Annotated in this window: 12 protein-coding genes, 1 tRNA gene and 1 pseudogene; 7 read left to right on the top strand and 7 right to left on the bottom strand. The window is 51.8% G+C overall.

Annotated features, from left to right (window positions below; genetic code table 11):
* Positions 1 to 102: 102 nt before the first annotated feature.
* The 3 genes from NDA02_RS08565 to NDA02_RS08575 are packed head-to-tail and all read left to right on the top strand — an operon-like array spanning position 103 to position 1,293.
* Positions 103 to 567, top strand: a complete 465-nt coding sequence (locus NDA02_RS08565) for a DoxX family protein (RefSeq protein WP_190793464.1) — start codon at positions 103 to 105, stop codon at positions 565 to 567.
* The gene (locus tag NDA02_RS08570; protein ID WP_190793463.1) at positions 549 to 752 is read left to right on the top strand and encodes a hypothetical protein; all 204 of its coding nucleotides are present in this window, start codon (positions 549 to 551) and stop codon (positions 750 to 752) included. Before NDA02_RS08565 ends, NDA02_RS08570 begins: the two co-directional genes overlap by 19 nt.
* 28 nt (positions 753 to 780) lie before the next feature.
* Entirely contained in the window at positions 781 to 1,293 is a 513-nt protein-coding gene (locus NDA02_RS08575; RefSeq protein ID WP_206755100.1) for a PD-(D/E)XK nuclease superfamily protein, read from the top strand.
* Positions 1,294 to 1,385: 92 nt separating this feature from the next.
* Here NDA02_RS08575 and NDA02_RS08580 read toward each other — a convergent pair.
* The 3 genes from NDA02_RS08580 to recN all read right to left on the bottom strand — a co-directional run bounded on the left by NDA02_RS08580 (position 1,386) and on the right by recN (position 4,996).
* A tRNA-Thr gene (locus tag NDA02_RS08580) sits at positions 1,386 to 1,457 on the bottom strand.
* A gap of 66 nt (positions 1,458 to 1,523) precedes the next feature.
* Positions 1,524 to 2,702 (bottom strand): citrate synthase, encoded by a 1,179-nt coding sequence (locus NDA02_RS08585; RefSeq protein WP_190793461.1) that lies wholly within the window; start codon positions 2,700 to 2,702, stop codon positions 1,524 to 1,526.
* Positions 2,703 to 3,133: 431 nt separating this feature from the next.
* Entirely contained in the window at positions 3,134 to 4,996 is a 1,863-nt protein-coding gene (recN, locus tag NDA02_RS08590) for a DNA repair protein RecN (RefSeq protein ID WP_348254798.1), read from the bottom strand.
* Positions 4,997 to 5,462: 466 nt separating this feature from the next.
* Between recN and NDA02_RS08595 the strand changes: the two genes are divergently transcribed.
* Together NDA02_RS08595 and NDA02_RS08600 are read left to right on the top strand one after the other, a co-directional pair.
* Entirely contained in the window at positions 5,463 to 7,451 is a 1,989-nt protein-coding gene (locus tag NDA02_RS08595; RefSeq protein ID WP_190793459.1) for an AarF/ABC1/UbiB kinase family protein, read from the top strand.
* Positions 7,452 to 7,481: 30 nt separating this feature from the next.
* A pseudogene (locus tag NDA02_RS08600) lies at positions 7,482 to 7,790 on the top strand (isochorismate lyase).
* Here NDA02_RS08600 and NDA02_RS08605 read toward each other — a convergent pair.
* The 4 genes from NDA02_RS08605 to NDA02_RS08620 form a co-directional block, all read right to left on the bottom strand.
* Positions 7,787 to 8,275 carry a hypothetical protein gene (locus NDA02_RS08605; RefSeq protein WP_190793457.1) on the bottom strand — a complete coding sequence of 163 codons (489 nt, stop codon included), beginning with the start codon at positions 8,273 to 8,275 and terminating at the stop codon, positions 7,787 to 7,789. The pseudogene NDA02_RS08600 and the gene NDA02_RS08605 overlap by 4 nt on opposite strands.
* Positions 8,276 to 8,373: 98 nt before the next feature.
* Positions 8,374 to 11,490, bottom strand: coding sequence for a valine--tRNA ligase (locus NDA02_RS08610; protein ID WP_190793456.1), 3,117 nt, complete (start codon positions 11,488 to 11,490; stop codon positions 8,374 to 8,376).
* 121 nt (positions 11,491 to 11,611) lie between these two features.
* Positions 11,612 to 12,013 (bottom strand): hypothetical protein, encoded by a 402-nt coding sequence (locus tag NDA02_RS08615; RefSeq protein WP_190793455.1) that lies wholly within the window; start codon positions 12,011 to 12,013, stop codon positions 11,612 to 11,614.
* A gap of 144 nt (positions 12,014 to 12,157) precedes the next feature.
* Positions 12,158 to 12,355, bottom strand: a complete 198-nt coding sequence (locus NDA02_RS08620; protein ID WP_190793454.1) for a DUF2949 domain-containing protein — start codon at positions 12,353 to 12,355, stop codon at positions 12,158 to 12,160.
* Between the two features lie 893 nt (positions 12,356 to 13,248).
* On the opposite strand from NDA02_RS08620, the gene NDA02_RS08625 reads away from it, so the two are divergent.
* Positions 13,249 to 14,529 carry an amino acid permease gene (locus tag NDA02_RS08625; protein WP_190793453.1) on the top strand — a complete coding sequence of 427 codons (1,281 nt, stop codon included), beginning with the start codon at positions 13,249 to 13,251 and terminating at the stop codon, positions 14,527 to 14,529.
* A gap of 94 nt (positions 14,530 to 14,623) precedes the next feature.
* The gene (locus tag NDA02_RS08630; RefSeq protein WP_190793452.1) at positions 14,624 to 15,250 is read left to right on the top strand and encodes a hypothetical protein; all 627 of its coding nucleotides are present in this window, start codon (positions 14,624 to 14,626) and stop codon (positions 15,248 to 15,250) included.
* Positions 15,251 to 15,296: the final 46 nt, after the last annotated feature.

Genomic DNA, 15,296 nt, shown 5'->3' on the forward strand with positions numbered 1-15,296 from the left:
GGCAGTTGTCGGAGCTGGCAATGGCTATGTTGCAATAATTCTGATTGACCGCTTTCCCAATCGGCGAAAATGAATTCAACCTAACTGAGATTCTTCTGAGCTATGACTGTGATTCAAACGAAACCGACGTTACTGGACGCCATGCTGCAATCCCCGGCGGTCGAGAGCCGTGTGGCTCAGATTGTTTGGACGATTTCTCGAGTGGCAGTAGGCTTACTGATGATCCATAACGGATTTAGCAAGCTGGCGGATGTGCAGGGCTTTGCCAACGGCGTTGTCAGTTTTATTGGCTTGCCTTACCCTGTGTTTTTGACCTATTGTGCTGCCTACGCTGAAATTGGAAGTTCGATTCTGCTGGTGCTGGGATTATTGACTCGGCTGAATGCTTTGATATTGCTATTCACCATGTTCATTGCTCTCTTTTTCCATCTTAAAAAAGACGGTTGGCACATTCCCCCTTTGGAAACAGCTTCCCTTTATGCCCTGTGGTTTAGCTTCTTCCTGACCAATGGCGGTGGTTTATTCTCGCTGGATACGGCGATCGCAAGGTGGCTGAGAAAATCCTGATCTCTGTCAACCACAATCCGTTTCCAACGGCGGAGGAGTTAGGGGCGATCGCCCGCCTCATCAGACTTGATCCCGGACGGATGCGGGAGATGTTGCCCCAGCAAGAAATGACGTTACAGCCTTGCCCGATTCGGCTTTGTGGAAGCTGCTATGCTGAGGTGCCTTGTCACCGGATGGAGTTATAACAGTGACGAGCAGCCTATCAATCTTCCTATGCCCAAACATAAGCCAATCAAAGTCAAAGCCGCCAGTGCAGGGTCAAATGCGAATGCTTCTGGCAAGCTAACAGAACATATTATTAAGTGCGTATTGGAGTGTGTTGGCTATTCAGTACAAACGCAGTATAAGCCTGGAATCAAAGACATCTTTGGCAAATCAATCAGAATTGATTGTTTTGTTGAACCGTGCGAGACCTTTCCCGGAGGGCTAGCGATCGAATCCAAGTGGCAGGATGCCTCTGGTAGCGTAATCGAGAAACTACCTTTTCTAGTTGAGAATATCAAGACTGTCTATCCTTGCCCTTGCATCATTGTTCTAGACGGAGAGTATATATGCAACTCCGATGTGGCAGCAAAAGCAATCGAGTACCTGAAATCACATAAGGACGGCGAGCGATTTCTTGAGGTCTTTTCATTTCAGGAGTTTATCTCATGGGCAATTAACGAGTTAAAGCATGGCTCGTATTCTCCTGCACCACTAACCAAGCAAATCAGCTTTGATTTTTGAGGTCGGTTCAAACTTTGGCTTTTTCTTTTTGCTGCTACAAATATGACTTCTACTGAAGAATCTCAAGCGCATTCCAAATTACTACTGTACAAAGCCGGTGATGAGATTTGAACTCACGACCGCTCGATTACGAATCGAGTGCTCTACCACTGAGCTACACCGGCAATCGCCTTACCTAGTATAGCAGGTATGCGATCGAGGACTGCAAGCAAAACAAAATTACCCTGAAATTATCCGGTCACGAGATTTAAGAGCTGCTGATCCTGCTCGGACTGACGCTTTTCAATCGGCACATAGGGCGTACCCCGCATTCCCGTATAGATTTGAGTTGGGCGGAAAATGCGGTTTTCGTTGAGCTGCTCTTTCCAGTGTGCCAACCAGCCAGCAACACGGGCGATCGCAAACACGGGCGTAAACAGGTCGGTGGGAATGCCCATTTTGCGATATACCAGACCCGAGTAAAAGTCTACGTTGGGATAAATACCTTTGTGTCCCAGGCGTTCTTCGACGGCTTTTTCTAGGGTGATCGCAATATCGTAATAGTGGTCGCGTCCAAACTTCTCGAAAAGCTGCTCTGCTAGCTCCTGCAAAATTGTGGCGCGAGGGTCTTTCACTTTATAAACTCGGTGCCCGAAACCCATAATCTTAGCTTTGCGCTGAATGCAGCTTTCCAGGTAAGGCTCTACGTTTTCGATCGAGCCGATTTCTTCTAACATTTCGATCACTTCTTCGTTTGCGCCGCCGTGGAGCGGACCTGCCAGCGTTCCCACTGCGGAGGCGATCACAGCATAAGGATCGGTCAGCGTGGAAGCCGTGACCATTGCCGAAAAGGTAGAAGCATTGATCGTGTGTTCGGCGTGTAAGGTCAGACAAATATCAAAGATTCGGGCGGCGAGCGGGTCCGGTTCCTGCTCGTTCAGCATATAGAGAAAATTGGCGGCATAGTCCAGGTCGTCGCGGGGCTGGATCGGGTCGTTGCCCTTCCGCATCATTTGAAAGGCAGCCACCATAGTGGGAATTTTTGCCAGCAGCCGCACTACCGCTGCCCGAATATAATCCGGGTTGTCGAGTGCACGCCGAGAATAAAACAGGCCCAGTGCTGCCGCGCAAGCCTGAAGCGCATCCATCGGATGACCGCTCTCCGGGAAACACTTCATCATGTCGCGAATGCGGTATTTCAGCCGTCGGTGAAAGCGAATCTCATGCTCAAACTCGGCAAGTTCTTCCTGAGAGGGCAGGCTGCCGTAGATCAACAGATAGGACGTTTCTAGAAAGGTGCTATGCTGTGCTAACTCTTCGATGTTGATGCCCCGGTACTCTAAAATTCCGCGCTGACCATCCACAAAGCTAATGCTGGACTGCGTCGCAGGAATTCCCTCCAACCCCGGTCTGTATTCACAAAACGTCATAATTTCACCGTAAGACCGAAATAACTTGAACTTTTAAGCGTGGCACTTGTTTGCCTACTGTTTTGTCAGCTTCGCAGCAGTTCTGACAGAATCATCCTGTAGGCTACGGTAATTGCGTTGAGTTACGCAAGGGTTACTTCAAAATTGCTTTGCTGTGCCTGATGTCTCAAACCGTCAACACTTCAAACTCCTGCTCATAACCCACGGGGGATTGAGCGCAAATCAGGTCGATTTCTATTATCTCGCGATCGATCAAGACTAAGAGCTAAGAATTAAGAAGGATTAACACGCTCTGTCAGAGGCGGTTTGAGCAGGGACGAGAGTTTGAGATTGCCTCCTAAATTCCTAAGCCTGAGGGACTTTGAAAGCCGAATCAGACTTGGTTTTCCCAGCTTGCGCTAGTGCTTGCCTTTCTGCAGAAGCGGTTCTCACTAGCGAGGCAGACGCGCCGTTTTACTGCGGGAGGCAGATTTGGCGGCAGTTTTAGTCAACTGAGGCAGATGAGCGAGTCTTGCTTTTGCCGCTTCGTCCAGCAGAGAGTCTGCAAACTCGATCGCTTTCTGGTCGGATTTGCCGCCTGCAAGCTGTGCCAGTTCTTCCCGTCGCTGCTGCTCGTTCAGCGGAATCACCCGCACCACGGTTCGGAGTTCGTCTTTGGGGGAAACTTCCGTTGGCTCAGGATCAGCTTCAGCCGCTTTGCCTTTGCCGCGCTTGCGCTTTGCCGGAGTGCCTTCGCCTGCCGAATCAATCACTTCTTTGGCAACACGATAGTGGTGGTCTGCCATTGCAGCAACGATCGGCTGGTGAGTCACACAAAGTATCTGGTGCCGCTGGCTCAACTGGTGCAACTTTTCGGCGATCGCCTGCGTGACCCGTCCCGACACGCCCACATCGATTTCGTCAAACACCATTGATCCCACCGAGTCTACCTGTGAGAAACAGGCTTTTAGCGCGAGAAGGAAGCGGCTCATTTCTCCACCAGAGGCAGTCTCTGCTAGGGGTTGCAGCGGTTCGCCAGGGTTAGGGCTGAATCGGAAGGTGATGCGATCGGCTCCAAAAGCACTCGGCGCAACCGAATCGATCCCGACGTTAAACTGCACTTTGTCCATTGCCAGCGGCTTTAACTCGTGCACCAGCAAGGCTTCTAGATTCTGAGCGGCTTTTTGTCTCAGGGTGGTGAGCTGGGCACAGGCTTCAGTGAGGGCAGCGAGTTGCTCTTGGTAAATCTGCTCTAGCTCCTCAACGGACTGCGCGCCTCCGGTCAGGTCTTCGAGCTGCTTTTGCAAACTTTCGCTATAGGCGATCGCTTCTGCCAGGGTCGGACCGTATTTGCGGCAAATTTGCTTGAGCTGGGCAATGCGTTCTTCGACTTCTTGCAGCCGCTCTGGGTCAGTTTCCAGGCTCTCGCCGTAGGCGTTAATCTGCCGTCCGGCTTCTTCGACCTGCGCCATTGCCTCCAGCACCATGTCTAGAATCGGCTGAAGCTGCTCGTCGTAGCGAATCATGTCCGTCAGGGTATGCTCTGCTTCACCTAGCAGATCGGCGCAGGCATGGGAGCCGCGATCGTTCTGGTAAAGTGCTTGATACACCTGATAGCTCTGCTGCTGAAGTTCGACAGCGTGGCCGAGCCGCTGATGCTCTTGCTGAAGCTGAGTCAGTTCGTCGGGGTCATGCAGATTTGCCGATCGCAGTTCTTTCGCCTGGTATTCAAACAAATCGAGCTGCTGAAGCCGCTGCTGCTCAAACTGGCGTTTCTTTTCGAGGGTTTGCAGTGCCTGCTGGGTGGAGGCGTAGAGTTTGCTGACGCGATCGCGCTGCTCAATGACCGCACTGCCGCCAAAGCCGTCGAGCCAATCGCGCTGAATGGCAGTCTGCCCTAACTGAAGCGTTTGCCCCTGGGCAGTAATTTCCAGCAGTCGCTCGCGCAGGGATTCCATTTGCTGTTTGTTGACCAGCACCCCATTCACCCTGGAACGGCTGCGGACGTTTCCCCGGTTAGCGGTAAGTTCGCGGCTGCACACCAGCGTCATATCGTCTACCAGCTCGATCTGCTGCTCAGAGAGCCAGTGAATTAAGGCAGGGTCGAGGTCAAAGGTGGCTTCGATCGTCGCTCGTTCAGCCCCAGTTCGAACTGCTCGGCTGGTCACTTTGCCGCCTAAAGCCGCATCGAGTGCATCTAAAATAATCGACTTTCCCGCCCCGGTTTCTCCAGTCAGGACGTTTAGCCCTGTGCCAAACTCCAGGTCTAACTGGTCAACCAAGGCAAAATTTTCAATCTGAAGGGAGATCAGCATGGAGCAAAATTCGCTTTGACCTGGAAATGCAAGATTTCAAATCGCTTTTTTCAAGCAGCTACTACCAGTGTAGTGGGACTAACTCTGGAGCGGATACCTGATAGAGAACATTTGAATTACTCTCTTCTAAAAACTTAGCCCCAAGCCCCGTTTCTGTCATCTATCAGATTTGCAAGGCTTAACATTCTTTACCCGCTTTACCCTATTCGCTTTATCCAGTAGAGATCAGTCAACCCAGTGTCTACAACCGAATACGGTCAGGTGCGGATTTATCGCCTGGTTAAATTTCAAATTCAACAAAGGGTAGGGTTACAATACTTTACATTAGCCGTTGCAGTCTAAGCCTCCGCCGATCGCTGAAGCTTCCCCCGATTCTAAAGTCGCTCCGAAAGTCGCTCAGAGGGTGGACGGCTCTGCCTAAAGCAGATTGTTACGCTATTAATCTGTCTTCTTGAGACAATCTCCCATGCAAACCCTTCCTTCTTCACCGAACGCGAACGCTGCTTCTGGTCTTGTCGTTGAAAGCGAACTGTTTCCGGCTCCTCAAGAGCATCTGAAATCAGTTCAGCCAAACGCCATGGAAGCCCAACAATACGACCCACTCGCGATCGCTGCTTACTACGGTCGCCGTCCGTTTCAGGTGGTCGGGCGACTGCTAGCGATCTTCTGGTCGTTTTTTGGATTTGCGCTGTCGCTATGGTGGGATCGGCAAAGGGGAAAGGGCGAGCGCAATCAGCATAGGCGCGCAGTACGGCTGCGAGAAATCTTGACTTATCTTGGTCCGGCATACATTAAAGTAGGGCAGGCACTCTCAACCCGTCCTGATCTGGTTCCGCCCGCGTATCTGGAAGAGCTGACTCGTTTACAGGATCAGTTGCCGCCTTTCCCGAATGAAATCGCGTTTCAGTTTATCCAGGAAGAGTTAGGCGATCGTCCCGAAAATATCTATGCGGAGCTGTCTGAAAAACCTCTTGCGGCTGCCTCTCTGGGACAGGTGTATAAAGGCAAACTCAAGAGCGGTGAAACCGTTGCAGTGAAGGTGCAGCGTCCCGGATTAGCACAGCAAATCACGCTGGATCTCTACATTCTGCGTCAGCTTGCCGCCTGGGCAGGCAGAACCTTTAAGCGGATTCGCAGTGACCTGGTTGCCATTGCCGACGAGTTTGGTGCACGCATCTTCGAGGAGATGGACTACACCCAGGAAGGACGCAACGCAGAGCGGTTTGCTCAGCTCTACGGCAATCTGCCCGATATTTATGTCCCTCGAATCTACTGGCACTACACTCAGCGGCGCGTGCTGACAATGGAATGGATTACGGGCACAAAACTCACTCAGCTTCAAGAAATTCGGGCACAGGGCATTGATGCCAGCTATCTCGTTGATGTAGGCGTACAGTGTTCGCTCCGGCAGCTGCTAGAGCATGGTTTTTTCCATGCCGACCCGCATCCCGGAAACCTGCTGGCGACTCCTGAAGGCAAACTCGCCTATCTCGATTTTGGCATGATGAGCGAGGTAATGCCGCCGCAGCGATATGGCTTGATCGAGGCGATCGTCCACCTGGTAAATCGTGATTTTGACGCGCTGGCGCAGGATTACGTCAATCTGGAGTTTCTCACGCCCGATACTGACCTGACGCCGATCATCCCTGCTTTTGCTGCTGTTTTTAATGAAGCGCTGGGCGCAAGCGTTGCCGAGATTAATATCAAGAGCATTACAGATAAACTCTCGGCATTGATGTATGAATATCCGTTCCGGGTTCCAGCCTACTACGCGCTGATTATTCGATCGCTGGTAACCCTAGAAGGGATTGCAATTAACGTCGATCCGAATTTCAAGGTGCTGAGCAAAGCGTATCCCTATGTGTCAAAGCGGCTCCTCACCGATCCGGCTCCGCAATTGCGTAACTCGCTGCAAGGCTTGTTATTTAAAGATGGAACCTTTCGCTGGAATCGCTTAGAAAACCTACTGCGAAACGCTCGCGATAGCCAGGACTACGATATTAACTTTGCTCTAAATCAGGCGGTTGAGTTTATCTTCTCAGAACGGGGCGAGTTTATTCGCGAGTTCCTGGTGACTGAGATTATCAACAACGTTGATACGGCTGGACGCAGCGCGATCGATCAGGTCACAAACAATCTGCGATCGTGGGTCGGGCTCCAGACCAAACAGCCCAAAAAGCTGGAAATCCCCGGTAATGCTGAACACCTAGCGCGGGTAATTGACCTGCTGCGAAGCACACCCGGATTTGATCCAGCTCAGCTTTTGCCGATCGTCCCCCGTTTGCTGGCAAAGCCGGAAGCGCGAGGCATGGGACAGGAAATCATCGGCGGATTGGGTCAGCGGGTGGCAGCCCGGATGATTCGAGAGCTATTGCTGAATGGTCGAGAGTTACCAGAGAGTTCAACCCCGACGGAACTGCCTGAGCAACGGGCTTTGCCTGCGGTTGCCCGTTAGATTGCTGCCTCTATCCCCAATTTCCACTGCATGAAAACTCCCGACGAATGTACCAACATGGCAGAAATTCGATCGGAAATCGATCGCATCGATCGCCAAATCGTCGCGCTTCTCGGTCAACGCTTTGCCTATGTGAAGGCAGCTGCTTAGTTTAAGACCAGCGAAACTAGCGTCAAAGCACCAGAGCGGCTAGAGGCAATGCTGGTAGATCGACGAGTCTGGGCAGAAACAGAAGGACTGAGTGCAGACGCGATCGAAAAGATGTATCGCGATTTGGTGAGCTACTTTGTTTCAGAAGAAATGCAGCACTGGCAGCGATCGGATAGCGTTCAAAGCTAAGATTCCGGCTCCGGCGGTGGGCAGGGTTTTCCGTTTAGATTGGCTCGAACCTGAGCTGCCATTTGCTCTAGCTTTTCCTTTTCAATTTTCAGATTTTCTTCAAGCTCCTGAATCTGATCGCGACGCGCCTCAATTTCTAGGGCACGGCGACCGAGCTCCTGGCTTTTTAGCGTGAGCGACTGCCGCCACTGTTCCGCTCGCTGCACTTCTTCCTGCAACAGCACGGGGGTCATTCCCACCGTCAGATATTGCTCAACCAGGGCAAGTATCCAGTGGGTCGCGTCTTGAATCTGCTGAATTTGCCGCAGGGGGGAAAGCTCAACCAGCACCAGCGCACCCTCGTTGTAATCTGCCTGCTCGATCCAGAGGCGATTTTCCGCGTCGTCAAGCAATGCCCAAGCGTGTTCAGCTTTTTGTTGAGCCAGGAGGCGAAGCTGCATCCTGCCCTCTGTATCTTTTTGTGTCACCTGAGCCAAGTGCATCATTCCTGCAAGGGTGAACCCGTTCTGGAAAGAGTATATCTTTTTATCATTATGGATTAGATGATCCTCTGCCGTAGGGCAGATTAGGATTTGATGAATTGCTAGAGCTGATTCAGCCGATCGCGCAAAATCTGCGCCTGAGTCTCCGCTTCTGCCAGCGCGTTTCTTGCACCCTGCACCACATCTGCCGGAGCTTTATCAACAAATTTGGGATTGCTCAATCGTTGAGACAGAGACGCAATCTCAGCTTCGGCTTTGTTCAAGTCTTTTTGCAGCTTCGATCGCAGTGCCTCGACATCGACCACGCCCGCTAGCGGAATCGAAACCTGCACTGTTCCCACCACCCCTACGATCGTTTGACCCTCGGTTTGACCTGCTGCGGGTAATGTCAGGGGAGTAGCTTCGGCTTCCACATCCACGATCGCGTCTACTACATCTTCAAACTGACCAAATACCTCTTTAGTAAAGGCTTGTAGGTTATCTCCGAGTGCCTGTCGGTTCTCAGCAAACAAGAGATTCTGATAGGCAAACCATGCGCTACGACCTAAACCAATCAGCGTGAACAGAGTAGGCAGCAGCGGCAGGCTATTAATCTCACTTACAACGGCATAAAGCACCTTTGCTGCAACAAAGAGGGCGAAGAGTACCCCGATATTCACCGCAGCCCGCGTGTATTTTTGGCGAGGCGTGCGTTCTGGTTTTGCCTTCGACGGTTTTGCAATCGGAGCCAGAGCTGAGGTTTTTGTGGAAATAATCGGCGCAGGTTCAGGCTTCAGGATATTAAGCTGCTCGACCTTTGCCAAATCTTGAATGTAGGGCTGGGCAGCGGTGAGAATTTCTCGTTCGCGATCGTTCTCTGTCTGGAAGACGGTTGTGACTTTGACTCCGGGCTTGATGTCTGCCTCAGCGCGCAGATTTCGCACCGTGCGAATGGTTTCGATGATCAGGTCAAACTGCTGCTCCAGGTCGGGATTGATCAGCGATTCGTCCAGCGTTGGGTATACCTGAAGCGCAAGGTACTGGTCATCGCCCGATTGAGTCAGCGTATGCCAGACTTCCTCGGTAATGTGGGGCATAAACGGATGCAGCAATCGCAGTGTCCCTTCGAGAACGTGGGCAAGAACCTGCTGCGCTACTTTTCGGGAAGCGGAATCCTGATCTTGCAGACGCGACTTGACCAACTCGATATACCAGTCGCAGAAGTCGCCCCAGATAAACTCATATAGCCCTTTCGCCGCTTCGCCCAAGCCAAACTGATCGATATCGTTTGCGGTCTGGCGGATCACTTGATGATAGCGGGACAAGAGCCAGCGATCGCTCAGTTCCAGCTCATCCAAAATTGGGAAGCCAAGCTGATCCGGCGTTTGTCCGTCCAGGTTCATCATCACAAACCGGGAGGCATTCCACAGCTTATTCGTGAAGTTGCGCGAAGCTTCCACCGAGACGGATTCATCAGTCTTGCGGTTGTATTCCAGGCGAATGTCCTGTCCGGCTCCAGCAACGGCTTTGACCAAGGTATAGCGCAGCGCGTCTGTGCCGTATTTGCGAACCAGAATCAGCGGATCGATGCCATTGTTCTTCGATTTGGACATCTTTTCGCCGTTTTCGTCCAGCACCAGCCCGTGGATATAGACGTGCTTAAACGGCATCTTCCCGGTGAAGTGTCCCGCCATCATCGTCATCCGGGCAACCCAGAAAAAGATAATGTCGAATCCGGTAACAAGGGTGGAAGTGGGGTAGTAGAACTCCAGATCTTTTGTGTCGTGGGGCCAGCCCATTGTGGAGAAGGGCCATAAACCCGACGAAAACCAGGTATCCAGCACATCTGGGTCGCGCTGAAGCTGCACCTCTTCCCCGAATTGGGCTACTGCCAGCGATCGGGCTTCTGCTTCGTTCACTGCGACTACAAACGGTGTATTGTCTGCGATTTCGCCATTAGTTTCACTGACTGCATACCAAGCCGGAATCTGATGTCCCCACCAGAGCTGGCGCGAGATACACCAGTCCTTCAGATTCACCAGCCAGTCGCGATACACCTTTGTCCAGCGTTCCGGCACGAAAATCGGCTCGTCTTGGTTATTCAGGAAGTCCAGCGCCTGATCGGCTAAAGGACGAATTTTGACAAACCACTGGGTTGAGAGCAGCGGCTCGATCGGCACTTTACCGCGATCGCTGTAGGGAACGGTGTGTTTGTAGTCTTCGATTTTGACCAGGAAACCTTCTTCCTCTAGCCGTTTGACCACATTCTTGCGCGCCACAAACCGATCCTGTCCCTGGAAGTCTCCGGCGTTTTCGTTCAGCGTACCGTCTTTATTAAGAATGTTGATAAACTCTAGATTGTGCCGCATTCCCATCTCAAAGTCGTTTGGGTCATGGGCAGGCGTGACTTTGACGCAGCCCGTGCCAAAGCTGGAATCGACGTATTCATCGGCAATGATGGGAATTTCCCGATTCATAATCGGCAGGCGAATCGTTTTGCCCACCCAATGCTTGTAGCGATCGTCTTCGGGGTTCACTGCCACGGCTGTATCCCCCAGCATCGTTTCTGGGCGGGTGGTAGCGACTTCCAGGTAGCCTGACCCATCGCTGAGCGGATAGCGGAAATGCCAGAGGTTGCCCTGCACTTCTTTATTTTCTACTTCCAGGTCAGACACCGCCGACTGGGTGGCAGGACACCAGTTCACCAGATACTTGCCCCGGTAAATCAATCCTTCGCTGTACAGCCGCTTGAATGCCTCTACGACTGCCTCAGACAGCCCCTCGTCCATTGTGAACCGTTCGCGAGTCCAGTCTACCGACACGCCCAGACTTCTAAGCTGACCGACGATCGTGCCGCCTGACTCTGCTTTCCATTCCCAGGCGCGCTCCAGAAATGCCTCGCGTCCCACATCAAAGCGGGTTTTGCCCTGCGATCGCAGCTCTTTGTCTAGAATCGCACTTACGGCAATACTGGCGTGATCCGTTCCCGGTAGCCACAGCGTATTGAAACCCCGCATGCGGTGATACCGCACCAGCACATCCATCAGGGTATTGTCGAAGGCGTGCCCCATGTGCAAGCTGCCCGTCACATTTGGCGGCGGAATCACGATACAGTAAGGCGTACCGCCGCGATCGGGGTCTGCTTTAAAGACCTGATTCTCTTCCCAGGATTTCTGCCACTTGGCTTCAGTGGCAAACGGGTCATACTGGCTAGCGAGGGTGGAAATCGTTGCAGTCATTGGAAATTCTGAGGAATCACGGCGTTTCACTTTCTAAATTCTGCCATGTGAGCTTGCGGATGCGTCATTTTTAGGAGGCGATGTAGCACCTTAAATGCGTTTCAAACGCGTTTCAAACCTTCTAAACACCCATCCTCGATCGCCAAAACGCCACACCCAGCCCACTTCCCAACAGTCCCCCAAGCGCGATACTAACTGGCGCGATCAAGAGAAAACTTAGATCTGCTTGAGTGTGTTTGGGATAACCGCCCAGCCCAATGGCTATAAAGAAACACACGATCGCGCAGGCAAGGGAGCTGCTAATCATCCAGGGCATTACGCGACGGGAATGCACCAATAACGCAGTCAGCAACGCCGCACCGCTATAAAACAAACCAATGGCTAGCCCGATCGCTGCACCAAACCTGATCAAGCCATCAATCTGACTGAAACCGATGACCGAACCCCCAATCAAGCTCAGGATCATTCCAAGAAAAATCCAGCTTACTACACCGATTCCTGCCCAAAACAGTTTTGCTCGCATTTTTAATGATCAGGTTAATGATCGGGGCAATCGGTTGAGATATTTTTCGACTGCTCCACGTTTCTGCTTCGATCGGCGGCATGCCCAAAAAGTTCCTCAGTGCTAGCGCAATTCCGGGGAGCAATCTGAAGAGCCGGAGCCGTTTTAGGGCTGCGCTGTTTCGAGCCAGTCAAAAATGCGATCGAGCTGTTCTAGCGTTACCAAGCCATATTGCCAGAGGATCATCGGCAGAGGTCCAGGATCTTGCTCACGATAGCGCATTGCGATCGCGATTGAAGCCGCAGACAGGGCCAAATCCTCCTGTAGAAATCGAATAAATCGGGAGTATTTCGTTGGATTCATTCGTAAAACTCACCTCCTGGAAATGGGCTAAGCAACATCTTGAAGTTCAACTTGAAGTTCAGCGTTGGAAATTAAGCGAAAAGCGAAGCGACGACTGTGTTGTGGAGAGAGCAATAGTTACCTGCAATAGCTACCTGCAACAATTACCCAAAACAACTGCCTGTCCGCAGTTACCCAAGGTCATGATCTATTTAGCTGGTGGGTCTTTCAGTCTTCGCTCAATGCAATCGTTTGAAGTCGCTTAATCGTATAAGTAAGATAACGATGGCGTGTGACAAACAAATTAAGCTGAAGTGAACTTTCGACTGCCCTTTATTAAAGCCTTTAACTCTGTTTAGCCCTGTGATGGAATTCACAGCGATCAAATTCCCAGCGTTATAAGCAGTGAATTAACTCAGCCCCACAGAGTTTCTGTTGCTTTCCGTATCCTTATCAAAGTTTGTCTATGTCCGTATCGAGTATCCGTTCTAAACATAGATACCAAGCATAGAAGAAATACAGAAAGTCGGACTACATCTACGGAAAGAATACATTAATTTTTTCTGAAATTCCTTTGGACGGCTATAAATTTGTTTTGTGAAATTATGCAGCAAATGTAAAGTTTTCTTTGCTGCCCGTTCTGTGGTTGGCTCTGCTAAGTACAAAATCTTGAGTGCAGAATTTCAGCCGCAGCGAGTTACAGGTTGTTTGAGGAGTGGGAAAAGTTGTCCATTGCCCCTCCCTCCTCCTGAAGCAGGAGATTTGACAACGTGATGAAACTCAAAGCAGGTCGCAGGATGTCACTGACAAGATGTAGCTTGAATGACATGGTTTGAGACACGAGATTTGCCATGATGGGGGCGATCGCCCCATTCCCAAACTGACCCGAGCCTGGAGTTTGACCTGAAGCAAAAATGTCTACTGCTGCCCCCCAACCCCAACTTAAACGCGAACTCGGAGTTTTAGGGGCGACCCTTATGGGGCTAGGATCGATCGTCGGCACAGGGGTTTTTGTCAGCATTGGCATTGGGGCGAACTTAGCCGGGCCTGCGGTGATTTTGGCAGTTTTAATTGGGGCGATCGTCGCAATTTGCAATGGGTTGAGCAGTGCCCAGCTTGCAGCCAGTCATCCAGTCAGCGGTGGAACCTATGAATATGGCTATCGTTATCTCACACCCTGGCTCGGCTTCACAGCAGGTTGGATGTTTTTGGTGGCAAAGGCAGCTTCGGCGGCAACGGCGGCGCTGGGGTTTGCAGGATATTTGCTGAACCTGCTCGGACGTGACCTCGGCGGTAATGCTGTGCCGCTCGTGACGATCGCCCTGATTGCCGTCGTAACGCTCACCGCGATCGTGCTGAAGGGCATTAAGCGATCAAATGCAGCGAATACGGTAATTGTGGCAGTAACGCTGCTGGCACTCGGCTTTTTTGTACTTGCTTGTTTGCCGTTTGCGGTGCAGAACGGCTCACAGAACCTGGTGCCTTTTTTCACGACATCGCCTACGGGCGTGCTGGAAGCGAGTGCCCTCATGTTTGTGGCATACACCGGATACGGCAGAATTGCCACGATGGGCGAAGAAGCTCGAAACCCGCGCCAGACGATTCCGAAAGCAATGCTTGTGTGTCTCGGACTCACTCTGCTGCTCTATAGCACGATCGCCACCGTTGGAATTGGGGCAGTGGGCGTCGGTGGGCTAAGCGGCACAGCTCCCTTGGAAGCGGCAATCCGTCAGGTCGCGGGAGCCGGCGGTTCGCTGGTGTTAGCGATCGGCGCAATGACGGCAATGCTGGGCGTGCTGCTCAATCTGATTTTGGGGCTATCGCGGGTGCTGCTGGCAATGGGACGGCGATCGGATATGCCACATTGCTTTGCTCAGCTCAACCGAACACAGGCAACTCCAACCTGGGCAGTTTTTGGGGTAAGTGGGGCGATCGGGCTATTGGTGCTGGTGGGCAACGTGAAAACCACCTGGTCGTTTAGTGCGTTCAGCGTTCTCATTTATTACGCCATTACCAACGGGGCAGCTCTACGGCTTCCGGTTGCAGAAAGGCTCTATCCTGCTTGGGTGTCGATCGTGGGCTTATTGTCCTGTCTGCTGCTGGCGTTTTGGGTGGAGCCGATCGTTTGGCAAGCTGGGTTGGGGTTAATTGTTGCAGGACTGATTTGGCACGGGCTAAGGCGGGCAATTCGGTAATAATGCAATTTGCCATAATGCAATTCGGCGATAATGCTGTCAGTGCTGCCCTAACAGTGCTGCTTCAAAAATCCGGCAATCAGAAAAACCAAGCATGACGATCGTAATTTGTCCGGGATATCATCCGCCTGAGCTGACGATCGGCTTCCTGAAAGGGTTAGGACGAACGAGCATCGGACGCAGTTCTGGTGAAGTGTGTTCTCCTCAAGAGCTGATTTACCCTGCCGATCGCTACCCGCCCTATTCCGGTCTGCATATGTTCGCTTTTTTGCAGCAGCAGCTTCGCATCCGACAGTCCGAAAAAATACATCAAAATGTCAATTCACTGGTGTTTATCGGGTTTAGTGCGGGGGTCGTTGCGGCGATCGGGGCTGCGCAGCAGTGGCAGGCAGCAGGGGGAACGGTCAAAGCTGTGATTGCGATCGATGGCTGGGGGGTGCCGCTCTGGGGCAATTTCCCGATTCATCGGCTGAGCCATGATGCCTTTACTCACTGGAGTTCGGCATTACTGGGCAGCGGTGGCGATAGCTTTTATGCCGATCCGGCTGTACGTCACCTGGATTTGTGGCGGGCACCACAGCAGATCTGTGGATATCATGTTAAAACTTTGTGCAGAACTGTCGTGAGTTCCCCCCAATTACCCGATCGCTATCAGCGCACTACGGCTGCTGAACTGTTGAATCACTGGCTGCACCAGTATGGCGAGGGCAAAATTACGTAAATTTTCAAGGATTCGGGTTTAAAAATATTTACTTTAGCAGATTCGC

This window comes from Leptolyngbya sp. ST-U4, assembly GCF_039962215.1.
Classification (GTDB): domain Bacteria; phylum Cyanobacteriota; class Cyanobacteriia; order Elainellales; family Elainellaceae; genus Leptolyngbya_A.

Excerpts from the sequence above, each read along its gene's own strand:
- NDA02_RS08565 (WP_190793464.1), top strand. The coding sequence starts at position 103 with ATGACTGTGATTCAAACGAAACCGACGTTACTGGACGCCATGCTGCAA.
- NDA02_RS08575 (WP_206755100.1), top strand. The coding sequence starts at position 781 with ATGCCCAAACATAAGCCAATCAAAGTCAAAGCCGCCAGTGCAGGGTCA.
- NDA02_RS08585 (WP_190793461.1), bottom strand. The coding sequence starts at position 2,702 with ATGACGTTTTGTGAATACAGACCGGGGTTGGAGGGAATTCCTGCGACG.
- recN (WP_348254798.1), bottom strand. The coding sequence starts at position 4,996 with ATGCTGATCTCCCTTCAGATTGAAAATTTTGCCTTGGTTGACCAGTTA.
- NDA02_RS08595 (WP_190793459.1), top strand. The coding sequence starts at position 5,463 with ATGCAAACCCTTCCTTCTTCACCGAACGCGAACGCTGCTTCTGGTCTT.
- NDA02_RS08605 (WP_190793457.1), bottom strand. The coding sequence starts at position 8,275 with ATGATGCACTTGGCTCAGGTGACACAAAAAGATACAGAGGGCAGGATG.
- NDA02_RS08610 (WP_190793456.1), bottom strand. The coding sequence starts at position 11,490 with ATGACTGCAACGATTTCCACCCTCGCTAGCCAGTATGACCCGTTTGCC.
- NDA02_RS08615 (WP_190793455.1), bottom strand. The coding sequence starts at position 12,013 with ATGCGAGCAAAACTGTTTTGGGCAGGAATCGGTGTAGTAAGCTGGATT.
- NDA02_RS08620 (WP_190793454.1), bottom strand. The coding sequence starts at position 12,355 with ATGAATCCAACGAAATACTCCCGATTTATTCGATTTCTACAGGAGGAT.
- NDA02_RS08625 (WP_190793453.1), top strand. The coding sequence starts at position 13,249 with ATGTCTACTGCTGCCCCCCAACCCCAACTTAAACGCGAACTCGGAGTT.
- NDA02_RS08630 (WP_190793452.1), top strand. The coding sequence starts at position 14,624 with ATGACGATCGTAATTTGTCCGGGATATCATCCGCCTGAGCTGACGATC.